Source organism: Verrucomicrobiota bacterium, assembly GCA_038744685.1.
Classification (GTDB): domain Bacteria; phylum Verrucomicrobiota; class Verrucomicrobiia; order Opitutales; family Puniceicoccaceae; genus Puniceicoccus.
Genome location: JBCDMB010000020.1, coordinates 41,822 through 60,267, shown reverse-complemented (window position 1 = coordinate 60,267; position 18,446 = coordinate 41,822). Strand labels below are relative to the sequence as shown.

The 18,446-nt window shown below is 52.1% G+C and carries 16 protein-coding genes; 6 read left to right on the top strand and 10 right to left on the bottom strand.

Features of this window, described 5'->3' with window-relative positions; translation table 11 throughout:
• Positions 1-231 (bottom strand): hypothetical protein (locus AAGJ81_11620; protein MEM0966788.1); only part of this gene is annotated, 231 nt, incomplete at its 3' end.
• 123 nt (positions 232-354) lie between these two features.
• On the opposite strand from AAGJ81_11620, the gene AAGJ81_11615 reads away from it, so the two are divergent.
• Together AAGJ81_11615 and AAGJ81_11610 are read left to right on the top strand one after the other, a co-directional pair.
• Positions 355-597, top strand: a complete 243-nt coding sequence (locus tag AAGJ81_11615) for a helix-turn-helix transcriptional regulator (GenBank protein MEM0966787.1) — start codon at positions 355-357, stop codon at positions 595-597.
• A 41-nt stretch (positions 598-638) separates the two neighbouring features.
• Positions 639-974, top strand: a complete 336-nt coding sequence (locus tag AAGJ81_11610) for a 4a-hydroxytetrahydrobiopterin dehydratase (protein MEM0966786.1) — start codon at positions 639-641, stop codon at positions 972-974.
• A 6-nt stretch (positions 975-980) separates the two neighbouring features.
• Here AAGJ81_11610 and AAGJ81_11605 read toward each other — a convergent pair whose 3' ends face one another.
• A complete protein-coding gene (locus AAGJ81_11605; protein ID MEM0966785.1) occupies positions 981-1,580 on the bottom strand; it encodes an aminodeoxychorismate/anthranilate synthase component II in 600 nt (199 codons plus the stop codon).
• An 88-nt stretch (positions 1,581-1,668) separates the two neighbouring features.
• Here AAGJ81_11605 and gcvPB point away from each other — a divergent pair, with 88 nt between their 5' ends.
• The 3 genes from gcvPB (at position 1,669) to AAGJ81_11590 (ending at position 6,533) form a co-directional block, all read left to right on the top strand.
• Positions 1,669-4,704 (top strand): aminomethyl-transferring glycine dehydrogenase subunit GcvPB, encoded by a 3,036-nt coding sequence (gcvPB, locus tag AAGJ81_11600; protein ID MEM0966784.1) that lies wholly within the window; start codon positions 1,669-1,671, stop codon positions 4,702-4,704.
• A gap of 112 nt (positions 4,705-4,816) precedes the next feature.
• Positions 4,817-5,965 carry a hypothetical protein gene (locus tag AAGJ81_11595; protein MEM0966783.1) on the top strand — a complete coding sequence of 383 codons (1,149 nt, stop codon included), beginning with the start codon at positions 4,817-4,819 and terminating at the stop codon, positions 5,963-5,965.
• 127 nt (positions 5,966-6,092) lie between these two features.
• The gene (locus tag AAGJ81_11590) at positions 6,093-6,533 is read left to right on the top strand and encodes a transglycosylase SLT domain-containing protein (GenBank protein MEM0966782.1); all 441 of its coding nucleotides are present in this window, start codon (positions 6,093-6,095) and stop codon (positions 6,531-6,533) included.
• A 59-nt stretch (positions 6,534-6,592) separates the two neighbouring features.
• Here AAGJ81_11590 and tatC read toward each other — a convergent pair whose 3' ends face one another.
• The 7 genes from tatC to AAGJ81_11555 form a co-directional block, all read right to left on the bottom strand.
• Complete coding sequence (gene tatC, locus AAGJ81_11585; GenBank protein MEM0966781.1) at positions 6,593-7,456, bottom strand: twin-arginine translocase subunit TatC; 864 nt, start codon at positions 7,454-7,456, stop codon at positions 6,593-6,595.
• Positions 7,453-8,781 (bottom strand): hypothetical protein, encoded by a 1,329-nt coding sequence (locus AAGJ81_11580; GenBank protein MEM0966780.1) that lies wholly within the window; start codon positions 8,779-8,781, stop codon positions 7,453-7,455. Before AAGJ81_11580 ends, tatC begins: the two co-directional genes overlap by 4 nt.
• Before the next feature lie 177 nt (positions 8,782-8,958).
• Positions 8,959-12,057 (bottom strand): hypothetical protein, encoded by a 3,099-nt coding sequence (locus AAGJ81_11575; protein MEM0966779.1) that lies wholly within the window; start codon positions 12,055-12,057, stop codon positions 8,959-8,961.
• A 46-nt stretch (positions 12,058-12,103) separates the two neighbouring features.
• Complete coding sequence (locus AAGJ81_11570; GenBank protein MEM0966778.1) at positions 12,104-13,024, bottom strand: hypothetical protein; 921 nt, start codon at positions 13,022-13,024, stop codon at positions 12,104-12,106.
• Entirely contained in the window at positions 13,021-14,052 is a 1,032-nt protein-coding gene (locus AAGJ81_11565; protein MEM0966777.1) for a hypothetical protein, read from the bottom strand. Before AAGJ81_11565 ends, AAGJ81_11570 begins: the two co-directional genes overlap by 4 nt.
• Before the next feature lie 2 nt (positions 14,053-14,054).
• Positions 14,055-15,725, bottom strand: coding sequence for a pilus assembly protein PilM (gene pilM, locus AAGJ81_11560; protein ID MEM0966776.1), 1,671 nt, complete (start codon positions 15,723-15,725; stop codon positions 14,055-14,057).
• Positions 15,726-15,785: 60 nt separating this feature from the next.
• Complete coding sequence (locus AAGJ81_11555; GenBank protein ID MEM0966775.1) at positions 15,786-16,409, bottom strand: hypothetical protein; 624 nt, start codon at positions 16,407-16,409, stop codon at positions 15,786-15,788.
• A 431-nt stretch (positions 16,410-16,840) separates the two neighbouring features.
• Between AAGJ81_11555 and AAGJ81_11550 the strand changes: the two genes are divergently transcribed.
• Positions 16,841-17,695, top strand: coding sequence for a transglutaminase family protein (locus AAGJ81_11550; protein ID MEM0966774.1), 855 nt, complete (start codon positions 16,841-16,843; stop codon positions 17,693-17,695).
• Between the two features lie 94 nt (positions 17,696-17,789).
• On the opposite strand, the gene AAGJ81_11545 is transcribed toward AAGJ81_11550, so the two are convergent.
• Positions 17,790-18,353, bottom strand: coding sequence for a cytochrome C (locus AAGJ81_11545; GenBank protein MEM0966773.1), 564 nt, complete (start codon positions 18,351-18,353; stop codon positions 17,790-17,792).
• Between the last annotated feature and the right edge of the window lie 93 nt (positions 18,354-18,446).

Below are 18,446 nucleotides of genomic sequence, written 5' to 3'. Positions count from 1 at the left end.
CACCCTGCGCAGAATGAGCTTTTTGCCGTTCGGGAGGGGTTGCTCTGTCTCTGTGGTAGCTGCTACTGCGAGAAGCTCCGAACGTTCGGAGGCTTTCTTTGCCTCCCGTGCCGCCATCTCCTGCTCGACTTTGTTTTCAGCCTCAACTGTGGATAAGGTCCCCTGCTTCTCCTCCGATCCGAGGAGTATAGCGGGTCCTAAAGCGAGCAAAGCGGCCAAGATCCTTAACATCCCGCAATCAACTTCTGGCAAACACACACGGTGGTCAATGAACTATTCGCTGAAAGATCAAAAAAATGCTATTTATAACCAGTCGTTATATGCCCCTCAAGAGAATATCATGCACTCCACGAGATGGGAGCAGCGAAAGACAAGGCCGCAAACAAGATCGCTATTCGTCTGGGGCAGGCCATTCGCTCGCGACGCGAGGAGGCAGAATTGAGTCAGGACGAACTTGCATGGCGTGCTGAAATCCACAGAGCTTACATGGGCACCATTGAGAGAGGCGGACAGAATATCACTGTTTATAAACTATTTCAGGTCGCGAGGGCTCTCGGCTTGAACCCCTCCGATATCCTTCGGGATATGGAGCTTTAACGGTGTTTGACCCAGCAGAACTTGCTCGCAACCAACTAAATATGACCTCTCTAAAAGAAAAAAAATGTGAAGCCTGTAGGGCTGATGCTCCTCCGGCGACCGATGAGGAACGGGTGCGGTTTCTTAAGGAAATTCCGTCTTGGAAGATTGAAGTGGTTGATGGTGTCGACCGACTCACCCGTGTTTTCTCTTTTCCCGACTTTGCCGGTGCCCTTACATTTACGAACCAAGTCGCCGAAATAGCCGAAGAAGCCGGGCACCACCCTCTTCTGATCACCGAGTGGGGGAGGTGTACGGTTTCCTGGTGGTCACACGAAATGGGTGGACTGCACTTAAACGACTTTATCCTCGCAGCGAGGACCGACGCGCTGATCTAGAGCGAATCAGCCGACAGGCTGACTCTCCTTAACTTCAAGTCCACTGATCCGAAGAAAATTCTCCAAAATCGTCTTTCCTTCAATGGTCGCCAGCGACTCTGGATGAAATTGGACACCATGAATCTCGTAGTCCCTGTGTCGGAGGCCCATGATTTCACCTTCCTCGGTTTCCGCAGTGATCTCCAGGACTTCCGGAAAAGTCTCTCTCTCGACAATCAGCGAATGATAGCGAGTAGCATCGAAGGGATTCGGTAGACCTTTGAATAAGCCTTCTCCGTTGTGGTGGATTGGAGAAGTCTTTCCATGCATCAATCGTTCCGCCCGGACCACATTTCCCTCAAAATACTGGCCGATACACTGGTGACCAAGGCAAACGCCAAAAAGCGGCACCTTCCCACCGAAGCGCTCAATCCACGACAGGCTCTCTCCCGCCTCATTGGGTGAGCAGGGGCCCGGAGAAATGACTACCGCGGCGGGCTCCATCGCATCTGCGGCCTCTGCGGTCAGCTGGTCGTTACGAAAGACTTCCGGCAACACCCCCAACTCTCCAAAGTACTGGACAAGGTTGTAGGTGAATGAGTCGTAATTATCGAGGAGGAGAAGCACTCACGCAGGTTGGTCGTGAAACCACTCCCGGTCAAGAACGCGCCCACTCCGAAACCGAGCATTTCCAACGATTAAAAACACCTCCGGCTTGCACAACACTCATGCTCTTCCTACTCTCTCCGGAATGTCTGACGATCCGACTTTTCCACCTCGCCTGACTGATAACTTTAGAGAGCACGCTCGGCACTACATCCCTCTGACTGATGCCGACTCAGATGAGCTCTTGGAATCCGTCGGACTTCGTTCTCTCGACGACCTTTATTCCCACATCCCGGAATCGATTCGGTTTCAATCAGCCCTTCCGGTTCCTGACGAAAAAGATGAAACAGAGACCCGAGAATACCTTTCAAACCTTTCCGCAAGAAATCGTCCTCTGACAGGATTTGCGTCCGATGGCTTACCCGACTGGAAACAACTGGACATAGTTGGTAAGGTTGCCGCACTGAGACGCTTGGCAACGAGCTACACGCCGTATCAACCGGAGCGGAGTCAAGGCACGCTGACCGCTCACTGGATTTATCAATGCCTTCTTTCCGAACTCACTGGATTCGAGGCAGTCAATTCATCCCTCTACGATCGCTCAACCGCACTGGTCGAAGCCGCTTTTTGTTGTTTTCGCCTCAAGAAGAAATCGTCCCTGATCGCTGTTGCCAGCACTTTGGAGCCGTCCGATCTCGCAGTTCTCCGCACCCACCTCGCAGACACCACCTTTTCGTTCGTTTCGGTAGATTGTGATCCAGCAACCGGGAGAATCGATCCTTCAGTTGCACGCGAGCTGCTTCGCGAACGAGCGGATTCAATCGCTGCCTTTGCATTCCCACAGACCAACACTTTTGGCCTCCTCGAAGATGTCGATTCCCTGACTGACCTCTGCCGGGAACTAGACATTCGAAGTGTCGCAGTGATTGATCCGTTCCTCCTAGGGCCCGGAGGTCTGAAGCCTCCGATCGAATTTGGAACTGAGGGTGCTGACATCGCGATAGGAGAAGGCCAGCATCTCGCGCTGGAGCCCAACTTTGGAGGACCCGGGCTTGGTCTATTCGCGATTCGCTTCGACAAGGCCCATCGCAACGAGATTCGCAACGCTCCTGGACGTTTCGTCGGAGGTGCAAGGGATCGAGCCGGCAACAATGGAAAAGTCATGGTTCTCTCCACTCGCGAACAACACATTAGAAAGGAAAAAGCGACGTCGAACATCTGCTCCAATCAAGCGTTCCTCGCCACCCTTGTAGGGGCATCGCTGCTCACTCGTGGAGCCGAGGGCCTTGAAGAGGCGGTCAATTCAGCAAAGGCAGATCGAGCTTACTTCCTCAAGGAGCTAGAGAAGATCCAAGGCGTTCGCAACGCCTTCCCCGAAAGCCCTGCCTTCCTCTCCGTCACCCTTGAGACCGAATACTCAGTTGATGAGTTTATTGAATCGGGTCTTTCCGAAAACCTGTTGGTAGGTACGGCTGTGGGAGACCGCCTTCCTGGCGAAAAGCGCAACCTTATCAAGCTCACTTTTACGGACAGAACGAGCCGCCGCGAGGTCGAGCAAGTGCTTGCCCTCTTTAAAGAATTGGAGACCGAATCCAGTTTCACGTTCACTGCACCACCCTCACCGACCGCCGACCAGCATCGCGCAAGCGGACCGGCGATTCCCCGATTTTCCGAGGATGAGATCTACCATTATTACACACGCCTTGATGCCTTAAACGCTGCACCCGAGGAAGGCCCTTACCCTCTCGGATCGTGCACGATGAAATACAACCCTTATTTGAACGAATGGGCTGCGGGTCTGGAAGGATTCACCCGTATCCATCCATCGGTTCCGGAAAGCTGCGCCCAAGGTTCGCTCGAGGTGCTGTTCGAAATTCAGGAATGGTTTCGCGGCCTTACAGGTCTCGCGGGGGTGACGACTCAACCTGTTGCCGGAGCACAGGGAGAACTCGTCGGCCTAAAAATGTTTCAGGCCTATCATCGAGCCCGGAATGATCTTCGGCGCGATGTCATGCTCATTCCGAGTTCTGCCCACGGAACCAACTTTGCCTCAGCCGCGATGGCTGGTTACCCGGCAGGAACAGGGATTGCCCTTTTGAAAGCAGACTCGACCGGCTGTATCGATCCCGAAGATCTTGATGCAAAAATCGAGGAGTTCGGATCACGAATCGCTGGAATCATGATCACGAACCCGAACACCGGAGGCATCTTCGAAACCGCGTTCGCCGAGATTGCCGAGAAAATCCACAACGCCGGTGGCCTGGTCTACCTTGACGGGGCAAATCTAAACGCTATCGCTGGTTGGATTGATCTGGGTGCGATGGGCGTCGATGCGGTGCACAGCAACCTCCACAAGACATGGACCATTCCCCACGGCGGAGGAGGCCCGGGAGACGGAATCGTGGCCGTTAGCGAGAGACTCCTCGACTTTCTCCCCGGAAAGCAAATCATTCGAAAAGACGGTAGGTTTACTTCAGTCACACCTACCCGTTCTATTGGCACGTTTCACCGCAACTTTGGAAATTTCGCTCACAAGGTGCGCTGCTATGCCTACCTCCTGCGCTTGGGGAATGAGGGAATTCCCCGCATGAGTGGAACTGCAGTTCTTGCGGCCCGCTATCTCCAGACCTCCCTTCAGGACAACTTTCCCTTGCTGCCAGCAGGAACAGAAAAAGCTCCAAGAATGCATGAGTTCATCCTGACGCTGACCGAGGCGCAGTTTGCGGCACTGGAGTCCATCGGCGTATCCCGCCAGCAAGCCATCCCCTCCTTTGGCAAAATGTTCCTCGACTTCGGATACCACGCACCAACCGTCGCGTTCCCAGAGGCTTTGGGATTGATGTTCGAACCAACCGAAAGTTACACCAAAGCTGAGTTGGATCGACTCGCCGAAACCGCAAAGGCCATCGGCGATCTCGTCATCAATCATCCGGAGATTATCCGGGATGGACCTCATTTCTCTCCCACTAGACGCTTTGACGAAGTTGCTGCGAATCGGACTCCGATTCTCCGAGAGTCTGTTCAAGAGCTACCACCGATTCCTAAGATCGGCCGCACCTCAGTAAGCCTGATCCAGAGACCTGTTGAGGCGATCGTAGACGAACTGAAGTCACTCTCCGAAATTGAAGCACCCATAGTAGCGTAAACCGTCTTTCCGGGAACAAGGGCGGTTTCATTGCTCTTACCCTTCCGTTATTGTTCGACGAGTCTTCTGCCTTTCACCACCGTAGTTATACCGAATTCGGTATTACAAACCCATGGTGAACGGTGCGAAAGCTAATCAACAAGGAGCCTCCACACTCCTTTACGTTTCAGCCGTCCTCCTCGTTGGCCTTATCGGTCTTGCAATCTGGCGTTGTTCGCTTCCCTGGAGAGTTCTTTCTCCACTTGCCGGGAGCGAGGCTAGTTGGGACCTGCGCTCGGACTCAGTTCGCATTCAGCCTCTCCGAATCAGTGACGGTCCCCTCACTCTCATCGCACCAATTGCGCGAGCAGAAAGCCCGTGGCTAGATCTTCTCGCAGACGGAACGATCAATCTCCTCCGAATCGTCGATGCCCGAATCGAATTTGCGGACCCTCCGGATCGTTTTCAGGAGATAGACTTTTCCAGATGGAGCGAACAACTACGCCCTGACCGACTACCCGTCGACAAGCTCGATTTTCCAAATGCCAAACTAAAGATTCCCATCTTTCCAGCCACTCTTGAGCTGGACGTATCTGCTATTCGGAACCGAGCAGGCGCACTCGAATCAACTGCCCACGTTGAGGGAGGCGGGCTTACCCTTGAAGGGTTTTGCCGCCTCGGATGGGACTCTCTCGAAAGCGGTGGATCGTTCGACGGTACCTACCTCAGGCAGGACAATCCCTTCTTCTTTGCATTCTTTGGAGAAGAGCCATTTCGATCTCTACTTCGTCCGTTTCGGCAAATTCAGTTTGAAGGTAGCTTTGTCCTTGATTCGTCGTGGCGGTTCAGTGAGGGGATCCGGCTGATCACCGCGGCGCAGCAGAGTGCTGATTTTGGAGGAGAAGAGCTACGGGAGCTCGCTTTTTCCGGTGCTACTGTCTTTCCCAACTCCTCTCATCGAGAGAATCGCGCGATCCTCGAAGGCCTTCTCGCAGATGAGACGACATTCTTCCAAATCGAGATCAACCGCCGTGCAGATGGACCGATTCGTATCGATGTATCCGTGAACGAATCCAAACTGTTCCGAGTCGAAGCCAGCGCATGGGTCGATGACGCTTCTGCAAGAATGATTCTGGATGAAAACGAACGAGAGATTCCAGGCCGTCTACGAGTGGATAAGGCCGGAGGACTTGTCTTCACCCCCGCAGAGACAATCCGCACATCCTACGAACCATTTCATCTTCCTGGGATTTTCGGACTCGCTGAGAGCCTATCCTTTTAAGAATCTAGAAAGGTTTGTACTAGCCGACGCAACTGCAATGAATGATCCGCAATCCGCTCTACACAAATCTCTGCTTTTCTCTCTAGCCCTCTTGTTTATAGCTGGGTGTTCACGCCCTGAGAAAAAGATGATTCCGGCAGGTAATGTATGGGACTTTGTTCAGGATCGTGCCGCTGATCACCAGCTTGATCCCGGTTTCGTTTTCTCAATCGCCTTCGCAGAGAGTTCGTTTAACGCCTACGCGGACAGCGGAAAAGCGCGAGGGATTACCCAAATGAGTGGTATGGCTTGGGAGACGGTTACCGACATCTCTTTCAACCGCGCTTGGGACTGGAGAACCAACCTCAATACCGCAATGCTTTATCTAGTGCACTGCAGAGAGCTTCTCACTGAGGCAGAATCATTCAACTATCCACTTTTAGCGGCGGCCTATCGATACGGACCAAATGCAGTGAAGGACGCCGGCTACCAGATTGAACAATTGCCCGAGCCTAAAAACGACATCTACCGAGCTATTTTCAACGGACACATCCATCCGCACCCGCCACCGGACGAAGATGGTTCGTAATACCCTTCGGGTTAAGTCTTGCCTAATCCACTCTCTGATACGAACCCCGTTCCAAACGGTTAATCGAGATCGTCTTCGCCGAAATAGTCCTCATCAAACTCCTCTTCTTCTTCAAGATCGCTGGACCGCTTTTTCTTCCACTTGGATCCTACCCATATTGCAATCTCATAGAGGCCGTAGAGAGGTCCGGTCATGATCATGAGAGTGATGGGGTCTCCGGTCGGGGTGATAATCGCCGAAAGAACCAGGATTCCGATGAAAACCAGCTTCCGCTGGCCTCGTAATGCTTCTGGTGTCAAAATCCCAAGGTGAACGAGGAGAACCAAGACTACAGGAAACTCAAAGAGCGCCCCCATCAATACACAAAGCCAGACCACTAAACTGTAGTATTCGGATGCGCTCCACAGAAGCTCGAGACCCAACATTGAGTTGAGAGCGATCGACACCCGAAAAGCCGCGGGGAGAATGACAAAGAAGGCGAAGGCAACGCCGAGGAGAAAGAGGAAAAACCCCACTGTTAAAGCTGGGACGAGGACTTCCTTCTCCTTTTCGGTCAAGGCAGGTGCTACAAACTGCGCGAGGGCGAATAGCATAAATGGCAACGAACAGGAAAGCCCTCCGAGGAAGAGCACCTGCAACATCACAGTAAATACCCCCATTGGGCGGCGGGAGAAAAGCCCTTCCAGCATATCCGGATCGCTAGCACCCTGAGCCCAAACAAAGGGCATTCGTAGAAAATCGGTCAACGAAGGAAGAAAAAATGCAAGGATGATTACTCCTACAGCGAAGGCTCCGATGCAGCGTGCCAGGGTGAACCGCAGTTCCTCGAGATGCTCGAGGAAAGTCATCTCGTCATCCCCGCGAATGATATTTCTAGATGGCCGTTCTTCGGATTCCTCTTCCTTATCCTCGGAAGAGTTCAATTACGAAACCTCCTATCGTTTCCATTACTTCCTTCACGAAGACGGTTCGCCGTTGATTCGTCCAAGCCACTCTGTTGCAGGTAAGTTTCCAATCCAGAGGGATCTGTTTCCTGCCAGCTAGACGCCACCCTCTGCATGACCCGGTTTCGGGTCTGCTCAGTAGCAATTGACTCCGCCCATGACATCGCTCCTGCGGGATCTTCCCTTGACGCTCGGACAGAATAGACTGCTACCGCACGATCAATCTCTGGCGAGGGCGGGAGCTCATTCAACCATTCAGCAGGACCCTCCAGATCGTATCGAGACCATCTTTCGATTAACGAGGAAACCGCTACTTCGAAAGCTGGATCAGAAGTATCCAGAGCAGCAACGAAATCCGATGCAGCTTCAGGATCAGACTCTGCCCAGTTACGAACAATCCCCGCAGCCACCCGTTCACTATCTCCTGATCGGTTCTGCAAAAAATGTTCTGATGCCTGAACAGGGTCTTGCTCTGCCCACTCTGAGTAAAACTCTTCCAGAGCTTCTCTGCGGACCGGCCCTTCCGGGAGGGTTTGAAGCCAAATCTCCACTTGTTCAAGGTCACCGTTCGCGACCTGAGAAGATATCACTTCTTCGACAAGTTCCCGTTTGAGGCGGGTTTCCAGAGAGCTTCCCTCTGGAAGAGCACTGGCATAAGCAAAAGCGGCACTAGGGTTCGAACGGGCGTAACCCTCTATCCAAGCTTCAAGCCTTTCAGAACGAACGCGCCCTGGAAGTCCAACTGAATTCTCCTCGAGCCACATCTGTGCTGCCGCAGGATCGTGCCCACCCCAAACCTCTAGTATGCGTCTCCTTGCCTGTTCTTCTGAAGTAACGGAAGTGATTTGACTCGCCAAAGCCATTGCCACCTGTGGATCTTTTAAAGCTACTCTTCCTAGGAGTGTAAGGAGGAGGTCATCGCGGCGCGGACCCTGAGGAGTTTCGAGGAGTGCCTCAACCCAAGACCTAGCCTCCTCCGAAGACAGTAGCCCGGCTTCCAAACTCGCCTGTTCCCATACCAGAGGGGCTCCCGCTCCCGCTAAAACTGCCTGCAAGCTATTGGTTTCTGAACCTAAAGAATCAACCACAACGGGAGCTTGTAGCTCTTCTGAATCCATACCCTCAAAACTCTCTTTTGAACCCGTAAGTTCCCAATCCTCTTGCAGAACAGCACCAGGTTTCATAACCGATTCATCTGCGGTTCTCGTCGGAGTAGAGGTCATCCAGTAGCCCGCCCCAAAGGCAGCCAGTAAACTGGCAAGCCAACCGGATAAATAAAAATACAGCCTGCGGCCCACCTTCATCCTAAAAGATTACCAAAGGCACCCTTAGTTGGTCGACCGCAAAGTGCCTCAACCGCAGAGAGCTGGCTAACCTTAAGTCTTACGACCGAACGATTCTCGTATTCTCTCTCGGGGACTCTCTTTCCCTCAACATGCTCACTAAGCAACTAGACCCAAGAGGTATTGAGGATGAGGATTTTAGTCCTCTGTAGCGGTAGACTTGTCTCTTGACAAGATTCCTCCGGGGCTGATCAGAGTTGGGTTCTGGAAGAGCGAGTTGGATTCTGTGCCAGCGAAAGACTGTGCCGCCGGCGAACCCCCTGGGCTGATCAGATTTGCTGTGACAAAGATGATCAAGTTGAGTTTTTGATTCGTTTCACCTTCCGAACGGAAAATTCTGCCGATCAAAGGAATATCCCCAAGAACCGGGATCTTTTCGTTGTACTCCTTCACCTCTTCTCTCGTAAGACCGCCGAGAACAACTGTAGCGCCGTCAAAAACAGTTACTTCCGTCTCCACCGTGCGGGTTGAGAAAATAGGTTGAAAATAACCAGAAGGAGATTGGACTGACGAAAAACTGGTGAGCGCGATGTTCGGACCTCCATAGGATACGTATCCTTCGAACTCAGTAACTCGAGGTTGGAGCGCCAAATTGATCTTATCATTAGGTTCGACTGTGGGAGTAACGGTTAATTCAACCCCTAAGTTACGAGTTTCAAAATCTTCCGGCACACCTGATGCGACCGCAACAGCGCCACCGCCGCCACCGGTTATGGAGCTACCTCCTCCAGAGTCCGCAGTAACCGTCGGCTCGCCGTATGAAGTTGGGTAGATAAACTCCTGAGCAACCACGATATTTGCTGATTTTCCTGACATAACGGTCACACGCGGGGCTGAAAGGAGATCGGACCCCTCCAGCCGGGAGACCGCACGAACCAAGAGATTGATATCAAAGTTCCCGATCACCCCACTTGTAAAAAAGTTGCTGATAATATCAGCTCCGAGATCAAGGGCGTTTGGAGGATCACCCGGTGAAACATTAAAGTTCTCAGGAACACCTCCTGTCGTTATGGTTCCAATTGCAGTTTGAGAATTGGTTCCGAAGATCGTCGCGAGTGATGTTGCGTTATTTTCGAATCCTCGGCTTGGCGTGGTCGCCGGATTTCCAAACGAATCAAAAACCGGTGATACAGTGGACGTAGTCGTCGAAGTGCTTGAAGAGTTATTGCCAACCGTGGAAGAAGAATTGGTGCCGAAAAGGTTCGTAAAACTGGAGGTCGCAGGCGGACCAACAGTAGTCTCATTAAAGTCGTTAGTAGTGGTGCTAGTAAAATCCCTATTGTCGCCGAAGGTAGAACTGGTCGTCGTCGCCTGCGTCCGATTGATCTGGGCCTGTCCCTGGTTCGCGATATCCCATTGAAACGCTAGTTCGTCCAAGTTCCCTTGAAGAACCTCCATAAATTTCGCTTCAATCTCAACTTGGTCGGTAATGTCGAGTTCGCGCAAGGTCTGGCGAATCTCCTCAATATTACGAGAGGTCTGGTTGACAAGCAGCCGCGAGCCTCGGTTTACAATACTGGCACCTTGAATATCACGGAAGTTGATACCAGAAGCTTCGAAGAAATTCACTAGCGCATCTTGACGGTCATCCGTTGCCGGGCCGGTTGGACCCGTAGGCGCAGCGAACGGATCATCAGCGATTCCACCGCCACCGCCACCGCCAGCCGCGGATTGAATGTCCAGAATAAGGTCCAAAGTTCCCTTGGAGATCGGAATGATGGCCCGTTGAAGGCGGTTGTTTCCACCAGCCGCTTCGCTTGGATTGAACACCACTACCTGATCCACAACATCCCACTGGAACCCGGTTTGGTCAGCGACGATGTCTAGAATGCGAAGAAGCGAGAGGTTGCGAACCGAAAAATTCACCAAGCTGTCGGTCCCCCCAGTTCCAGTCACAACCATGTTCACTCCGCGGGTTCCGTCTGCACTTGCCGACCTGTCAAACTCTTCAGACATTTCCGACAGAGACTGAACCGCGCGAGGAAGACTAGTGTCGCGGAAGGTGACCCGCGGTATGATGATTGCCTCCAGTTTCTCTAGAACTAGATTTCCTTCTCCCGGTCCCGGTCCCGGTTCAACATCCTCGATATAAACTCTAGGCTGCTGCCATCCACGGCTCACCTGGTTCAGCATTTCCTCTCTGGTCTTAGTCCGGTCTAGGTAACCCTCTTCATTCGCCCGTTTTGCGATTTCATACAGAAACGCTTTGGCTTCGACGTTTTCCGGGCTGATCGTTTCGACGAGCGCAAAAGTCTGCCGTGCCCCATCAATATCCCCATTCACAAACTGAGCTCTCCCCCGAACCAGCAAATCCTGAACGCGCTGAAACTCGGCGACAAAACCAGGGCTTAGATCACGGATGTTGTACGCGTATGGATTCTGGACCATTACCTCGACCTCTTTCGCCTTATTCTGAAGAGACTTTCTACTGCTTGGGTCTCTTTGGTAGCGCTGAAATGCTTCAAGGGCCTCGTTTCCTTCCCCTTTGTCTGCCAGCTCCTCAGCTTGATCTAAGAGAATTTCTCGCCGCGTATCCTCCAGTTTTTCGATCAAGTCCTCCGTGCCGGTGTTTAGCGGAAGGCGCGTGATTGCCGCATCCAAAAGGCTGTAGGCAGCGGCGTAACGTCCTTCGGATGCCAAATCTTCCGCTCTCTCCATGTCATCCTCGGAATTCTCCATCGCTGTTTCCAAGGTTCCTGCCTCTTGCTCGATGATGTAGGCAGCGATCAAATCTCCAGCCTCAGCTTGAGCACCAGGATCGTCACTCTCTGCCTGGACATTATTTAATAGGGCAATGGCTTGAAGGTATTCTCCTGCAGCGGCAAGGTCCTTAGCATCTTCAATCGTCGCTGCGGAATTCATTCCCTCCGGTTCGGGAACGTTGACCAATACATCATCCCCGACCGAGTCAGTTCCCGGAGACTCCTCCATGGAGTCCTCCATATCGGTGTCAATCACTGCAAAAGGGATACCTTCTGCATCCATCAAATCGACTAGTTCCTCGTAGAGGCGATTCACCGACGGATCTTCCGGAGAAACTTCCCGCAGAATCATCACCCTCTCGAAAGCCTGAGCGTACTCGCCCTGATCCTTGAGCCGAAGTGCCGAGGCCATTAACCCGACCTTTTCGGAAGGATTCACTTCCGCACTTAATGCGGCGGAAGGAAGACTCAATGCCCCAACAGACAAGGCAACAGACGTAATAATTATTCGAGGAAGGCTATGCAGGGTTTTCATCAATAAAATTTGTCTCAGGGATGTGGATTCAGGGAGGATAGTCTGGTTAGTTGAAGAAGAAGTCGATCCCCGAACCCTCATCTTCTGACGGGGTTGGCTCAGGAGCAGGCTCTACAGTGACTGGAGAAGTGGGTTGAGGGTTGAGAGTTTCGCGTTCGGGAACATCGAGATATTCAGCCTCTTTTACTAGCTCCACCGTTGAGCGTTCAAGGTTAATCTCTGATACCGTGTAGGTTGCATCGTTCATCACGAACGTCTCCCCTACATTACGAACAATTGCCTCTTCTCCAGTGTCTACAGTTGAAGCAAATATCAGGGTCACTCCCTCCTCAAAAAGTGGCTCGCTATCTGACAAGAGGACGATTCTCCCGCTATCAAGATCCGTCACGGTTACAGTGTGGACGATTTCGAGGCCTCCGTTTTCCGCACGGATTTCAATTCTCTCAATATCATCAACCCGGAAATTAAATTCTTCATTCACCTCCTCTTTTCTTGCCCTGATCGTTGGAAGCTGAGTCTCCGTCGCGTACACATTTTCGAAGCTAAGAATGGCAGAATCAATGTTGTCCATGTCTTGCTCAAAAACAGCGGAGAGCTGAAGCCGATAAAGCTTTCGGTCGATCTCCACCAGACGAACACCAAATGGTGGTGGGGGATCGGGCTCCGGTGGAGGTGGCCCAACGAACGGAAGCTCTGGATCGAACGCTCCGTCTACAATGTAAAGCTTTGGTGGCGTAAATACGCGATAGAGCCATTTGCCCTCCGCATCTTGGAATTCAGGTTCAGGCCACTCTGCATCATCAGGGATAAACATTCTCTGATAAGCTTTTAACTCAAAACCCCTATTGATGGCTGGAACGTCTCCCTCACTGGGTCGTTCTCCTGGGCCACCAATAAAGACCCAAGCAGCAACCCCAGCGACCAGCAGGAGAACAATAAAGAAGACTATTTTCTCCAGATACTTCACGCTCCGGCCTCCGTTTCGTCGTCGTCCATGTCGATTTCCAGCTCAACGAACTCGATTACAATCGTAAATTTAGACCGCGTTTCGGTGATGACGGGCTCCCGATCATCTTCGGGCACTGACTCTTCTACTTCCTCTTCCTCCTCTTCGGCAAAAGAGGTTCCGAACAATGCTGCAAGCGGATCATTATCATCTTCATTCGCCGCTTCTTCCTCTTCTGGGACATCGTCTTCTTCAGCAGGGCGGACCTCGATACTTCTTACAATGAGCGGTAACTCAAAATCGGCTAGCCGATTGATAAAATTCCTCAGCACGTCGGTTTGACCCGTGAAGACGAGGCGAAATGCAAAGGTGTCGATAAACTCGTTGTATCGTGCAGTGACCAGTTCTTCGATCGTAAAAACATCATCTTCGGGATCCTGATTCCCTTGATTTGCCTGCGAGCCGTCCACCGGCTGAACCCGCTCAACCTCTTCACGCTCCACGGATAAAATGGCTTCCGGCTGGGAGGCTATTAGCTGCCTAAGAATGTACTCCAGAACCTGACGCTGATGATCAAGAAGAGGGATCTTGTCGATTGGTGGCTGATCCCCGATCCGTGCGTATCGCGCAAAGCCAAACGCCTCGTCCGGCTGCAGTCCTACATCATCTTCGGCGAGAGACCTCATTCTTGAGATGTAGGACTGGAGTCGCGGCAAAAAAGTGAACTCGTCTGCAGGTGGCACCAAAATGTTTTCAGACCGGGCCAGCATGTCGTCGCGAATCTGAACCAAATCCTCGTTTACTTCGAAGAGCCTTGCCTCGAGTATCGCCGTATTGTCAGAGGTGGGTGTTATCCGCGCCCCAGTTTCCTCATCATACAACGCTCCGCGAGAGACTTGTTCAATCTGTCGCACGTCAGAATCATACCTGTCCATAGCCTGAGCAAGCTTGCCACTTTCACCAATGGCCAGATAGATCCCGCAGCCAAAAACGAGAAGCAAAACCAACAAGGTGATGCAGAAGATCGGGTATCGTTTAAAGAAGGCCATATCTACAAGGCCCGTTGGGGCTCAATCGCAAAGGTAAACTCGAATGGAAGCAGCGGCTGTCCTTCCTGAATTGATTGGAAATCGATCCGGAGGGATAAACGTTCAGAGATAAAAGGAGACGCCAGGAACACGTCGGAGAGCGTTCGTATCCGTTCGGAAAGAAGAGTCTCATCAATCTCGGCCATTCCGACCACGCGATCAGAGTCCGGATCGCGAACAAGCAGTCGACCGTCAACGGTCAACTCGAACTGAATGTTGTTTCCACTCCCGGTTCGGTTGACGACAAGCTCGTCCAGCCACACGTCACCGATGTCAAAAAGAGCCGATTGCAGCTCGGAAAAGAACAGGATCCAGTTCGATTTAGAGTTTACCAAATCATCGAATCGATCCACCTCTACCTTAGCAGCGTCGATCTCTTCGATCAAAGCTTCGATCTTAGCCAACTCTCCCTGCCGCGCGGGCAACTGACTCCGAACCCGTTCTGCAGCATCGTTGTAAACCGCATACTCCTGTTTCGCCTGCACAATAAACGGCAGGGGGGATACTGCCAGTAGAGCTGCAGCTGCAACGATCCACGGGCGCTTTTTCTTGAAGCTAATCTCCTTCCGGAGCTCCTCGGGGAGGAGATCGACTCCCACGCCATTCTCAACCTTTTCCTTAGCAGCCTCTCCGATGAGCTCTGACGCTTGGAAAATCTCCATCGAATCTGCGGCCAGATTCGCCTCTGCACCAAGCTCGATCTGATGTCCGGGCTGGAAAAACGCGACCTCAACCCGCTGTGATTCTGTAAGGAACTCTGTCAGTCCCGGAATCAGAGCTGACCGGCCCGTAAGATAGATCTTCTTAGGTGCACCACCCTTCTTTTGTTGCCGGAAGTTTACGATAGAACGCGTCACCTCTTGGGACAACTTCCGCATAAAAGTCATCGAAGCTGAGTCAATGATCTCGGTCGACGAATGGTCCGTGTGCTCGGAGACGAAGTAGTTGACCTTTATTTTCTCAGCCTCAGCGAAGCTCTTACCCAATCCGTCTGCAAGGCCCTGAGTCAGAGCGTTTCCTCCGAGATTGATATTTCTTACGAAGAAACCTGACTCTTGAACGAACGTTAAATTGGAGGCGCGGGCACCAATGTTGATCACCAGTGCATTTTCCGATTCGTCAGGATAGGCCAGCTGAAACGCGTTGTAGTCTAGAATGGTAGACGCGTTTACCGATACTGTCTGAAATCCCAGTTTGGAAATCTCGTCGCAGAATCGCTGGCAGATCTCTGACCGGATCCCAATGAATAGAACCTCAGTCTCAATCCCATCGTCAGAAAGAACCTGGAAACTCCAGTTGAGGTCGGACAATTGGTAGGGAATGCTCTGCTGCGCTTCGTAGGCAATCATCTGTGCCTGCTTTCCTCCCTCTACATGCGCAATCCGCAACGTCTTTGTGAGGAGCAGAAACCCAGGAAGAATAACCTGAACTTCTCCAGAAATCTTGTCTTCACTGGTTGCTTCCCGCAGTGCACCGAGGGTGGCACTCAGCCACTGATCTTCTTCAGAAAAGTCATAAGACAAATCCCGGGTGACCATTCGCTCCAACGTGGGGGCGTTTCCATCTAAGGAAAAAACGCCGAACGCGAACTGGCTTGCCCCGCAGTTAAGGATGGTAATTTGGGAAGAACTCATACAGGGAACCGTCGATATAGGACTACCGAATACTGTGGATCAAGGATCGAATTACCCGGTTCAATTATCAGGCTCGAATCGGTAGAAAGAAGGCACGTCCCGAAGGTTTGGCCTCGACTCGTTGACGATAAAAATCGGCGCGAGATAGATAGGTAGAAGTATTCCATCATTAACCGCGCCTTCGGAATTCGCTTTCGAGAGAAAGTTTGCAAAGCCTTCCGGTGAGACTTGGATATTCCCGCCAGCTTGGTCGGCTGCCGGAGCCACCTTCTGGCCCCCTGCTTCCATCTCTATCAACCATGCGAACGGATCCACTTTCAGGTCGTCACGATCCCGCACCACCCCTGGAAGATAGAACTTCATGGAGTAACGCTTTGAGCTTTCCAGGGAAATGATACGCACCGTGGAGCGATAAAACGAGTATTGGTTACCGCCTTCGGGAGCATCGACTTCAAAGCAGACGTATATCGTAAAAAGAACGTCGTCCAAAAAATCGCGGTCTCTCGCGTCAGGCGAAGGATTCTTACCAGCTTCAATTTGGATCGTTGGAACAATCCAATCGTTGCCAACTCGATCAAACCGAACGTTCGTGACCTTGATTTCAGGTGCCTCCTGCGCAGACAGGAATGCCGGAAATGATGAGAGTAGAAGGAAGAGGGCTAGAGGGGTTAATGCACGGGACATCTGCTCTAATAACGAACAACCGAAGCCAGTGGTGCAAGACTTTTCCTGCTCTCCTGCAAAACCATTTTCTCAAGGAAAACGGTCCTGACGATCCGATCTCCACCCGATCTTCTGTATCGGAGTGTTAACGAAGTAGCCCTCGCTAACACTCCACAACCTCGCTACTGCTATTTTGCAAGTCAATCTAAGTCCATTTTCGCCAGCGTTCGCGCTGGTTCATTGCTTGGACTTGCGATCAATTTCATCGTTCTTTCGAAACTAGACTTTCTCTCTCTTTACTTAATCGCCACCAAGTTCTTCTTTCCAGGTTCTCTTCTTAGCATTATCGTGGTCTGCCCTTATGCTGTCCGCTATCAGCGAAACACGGAAGCGCATCACCTCTACGAATAGACGATCAACGAATCTCATCTAACCATCAGCCCTTACCTATTATGGACAGAATCCGAATCTTCCACCTAACCGAGTACCATTTCAACGAATCGGTCCAGCTTTCCGAACACACCCTGCTTCTTCGTCCCCGTGAGGGTCATGATATTCGGATCGAGTCCTCTCAACTGCGGGTAACTCCGAACCACACGGTAAAGTGGTACCGCGACATCTACGGAAACTCCACTGGCGTTCTTTCCGAACTCGAGCCTACAGATTGTTTACGGATCGAAAGCGAAGTAGTCATCGAACACTACGCGACCCAACCGCTGGATTTTGTTGTCGATGATCGAGCGGTTACCTTCCCATTTGCCTTCGAGCCAGAAGAGAGATTGGACCTGCTCGCCTACCGGACTCATACCTGGCCCAATGATAGCAAACACCTGAAGCCCTGGGTATCCCAATTTTGGATACCAGGACAAGCCATCGAGACCTATGTCCTGCTGGACCAGATGGCTAAAGAAATAGTCGCTGCCTTCTCTTACGAAATGAGAGAGGAGCCCGGAGTTCAGTCACCGGCAACCACACTCACCCGGGGATCGGGGAGCTGCCGTGACTTTGCCGCGCTATTTATTGAAGCCTGTCGCTACCTTGGTCTAGCTGCCCGCTTCGTGAGTGGCTACCTCTATAACCCCGGCGCTGAGCAGCACGGCGCTACTCACGCATGGTCCGAAATATACCTTCCCGGAGCCGGCTGGATCGGGTTTGACAACACCAGCGGTCTTGTTACGGGATCAGCGCACATCGCCACTGCAGTTCACCGGCACCCCGAATCCGTTCCTCCTGTATCCGGTGGATTCACCGGGACTTCTTACGCCAGTCCAACTCTCTCCGTCGAAGTCAATGTAGCGAAAGTGTAAAGCACTTCACGGTTCTTCCGCTTTCTGAAAAGTGCTCGCAGCGACTTCCCTTTCAGAGATGATTGTCGCTCGCACTCCAAGAGAAAGTCCGACCTCAAGTGTAGTCCCGCCAGTCGTATAAAACTGGATCTTTGCGGGGACCACGGTCACGGTAATTTCTCATAAGCTTGCGCAAGGCATCATTCCCACTCGGCTCGTCGCCGCCTTCTTCAGCGCCGACCTCTTCATCATCCATCGCATCGCCAAACTCTTCCTCCAGAGCCTCCATGTCCTGACCCTCTTCCATTTTGCGGACCATCTCTTCCATCTGCCCATCCAGAGACTCTCCTGTAAGCTCGGACATCCTCCTCATCAGCCGCCCCATCTGCCGTGGATCGGGATTTTCCTCATCCATACCCGACATCTCGGACTCCAGCTCCGCCATCGCCGCTTCCATGCGCGAGTCGTCCATATCCCCGAGACCATCGCCGGCCTCCTTCTCAGCGTGGCGACCCGTCACCGAAAAACCCGAGACCAGTCGCTCCATCTTGAAACGGGAATCCGCAGGACAACGCGGGATTTCTTCACCGGAAATAGATCGCTGACTCAGGAAACTGTAAACGGTGTTGTTTTTTGGACAATAGAACTCGTAGATGGGCATGTTGAATTCTCTCTTCATACATGAATTGAACCTGATCCCGTCAATCTTTTCCGCTCTATCCTTGAGCGTAGGGCATCATTTACTTTTCCTCCCTACTTCGCCCTATCCCTG

What these genes read in the sequence shown, in the direction of transcription:
- AAGJ81_11580 (MEM0966780.1), bottom strand. Translation starts at nt 8,781, where the DNA reads ATGAAGGTGGGCCGCAGGCTGTATTTTTATTTATCCGGTTGGCTTGCC.
- AAGJ81_11610 (MEM0966786.1), top strand. Translation starts at nt 639, where the DNA reads ATGACCTCTCTAAAAGAAAAAAAATGTGAAGCCTGTAGGGCTGATGCT.
- AAGJ81_11565 (MEM0966777.1), bottom strand. Translation starts at nt 14,052, where the DNA reads ATGGCCTTCTTTAAACGATACCCGATCTTCTGCATCACCTTGTTGGTT.
- AAGJ81_11595 (MEM0966783.1), top strand. Translation starts at nt 4,817, where the DNA reads ATGGTGAACGGTGCGAAAGCTAATCAACAAGGAGCCTCCACACTCCTT.
- AAGJ81_11555 (MEM0966775.1), bottom strand. Translation starts at nt 16,409, where the DNA reads ATGTCCCGTGCATTAACCCCTCTAGCCCTCTTCCTTCTACTCTCATCA.
- pilM (MEM0966776.1), bottom strand. Translation starts at nt 15,725, where the DNA reads ATGAGTTCTTCCCAAATTACCATCCTTAACTGCGGGGCAAGCCAGTTC.
- AAGJ81_11590 (MEM0966782.1), top strand. Translation starts at nt 6,093, where the DNA reads ATGATTCCGGCAGGTAATGTATGGGACTTTGTTCAGGATCGTGCCGCT.
- AAGJ81_11550 (MEM0966774.1), top strand. Translation starts at nt 16,841, where the DNA reads ATGGACAGAATCCGAATCTTCCACCTAACCGAGTACCATTTCAACGAA.
- AAGJ81_11615 (MEM0966787.1), top strand. Translation starts at nt 355, where the DNA reads ATGGGAGCAGCGAAAGACAAGGCCGCAAACAAGATCGCTATTCGTCTG.
- AAGJ81_11545 (MEM0966773.1), bottom strand. Translation starts at nt 18,353, where the DNA reads ATGAAGAGAGAATTCAACATGCCCATCTACGAGTTCTATTGTCCAAAA.
- AAGJ81_11575 (MEM0966779.1), bottom strand. Translation starts at nt 12,057, where the DNA reads ATGAAAACCCTGCATAGCCTTCCTCGAATAATTATTACGTCTGTTGCC.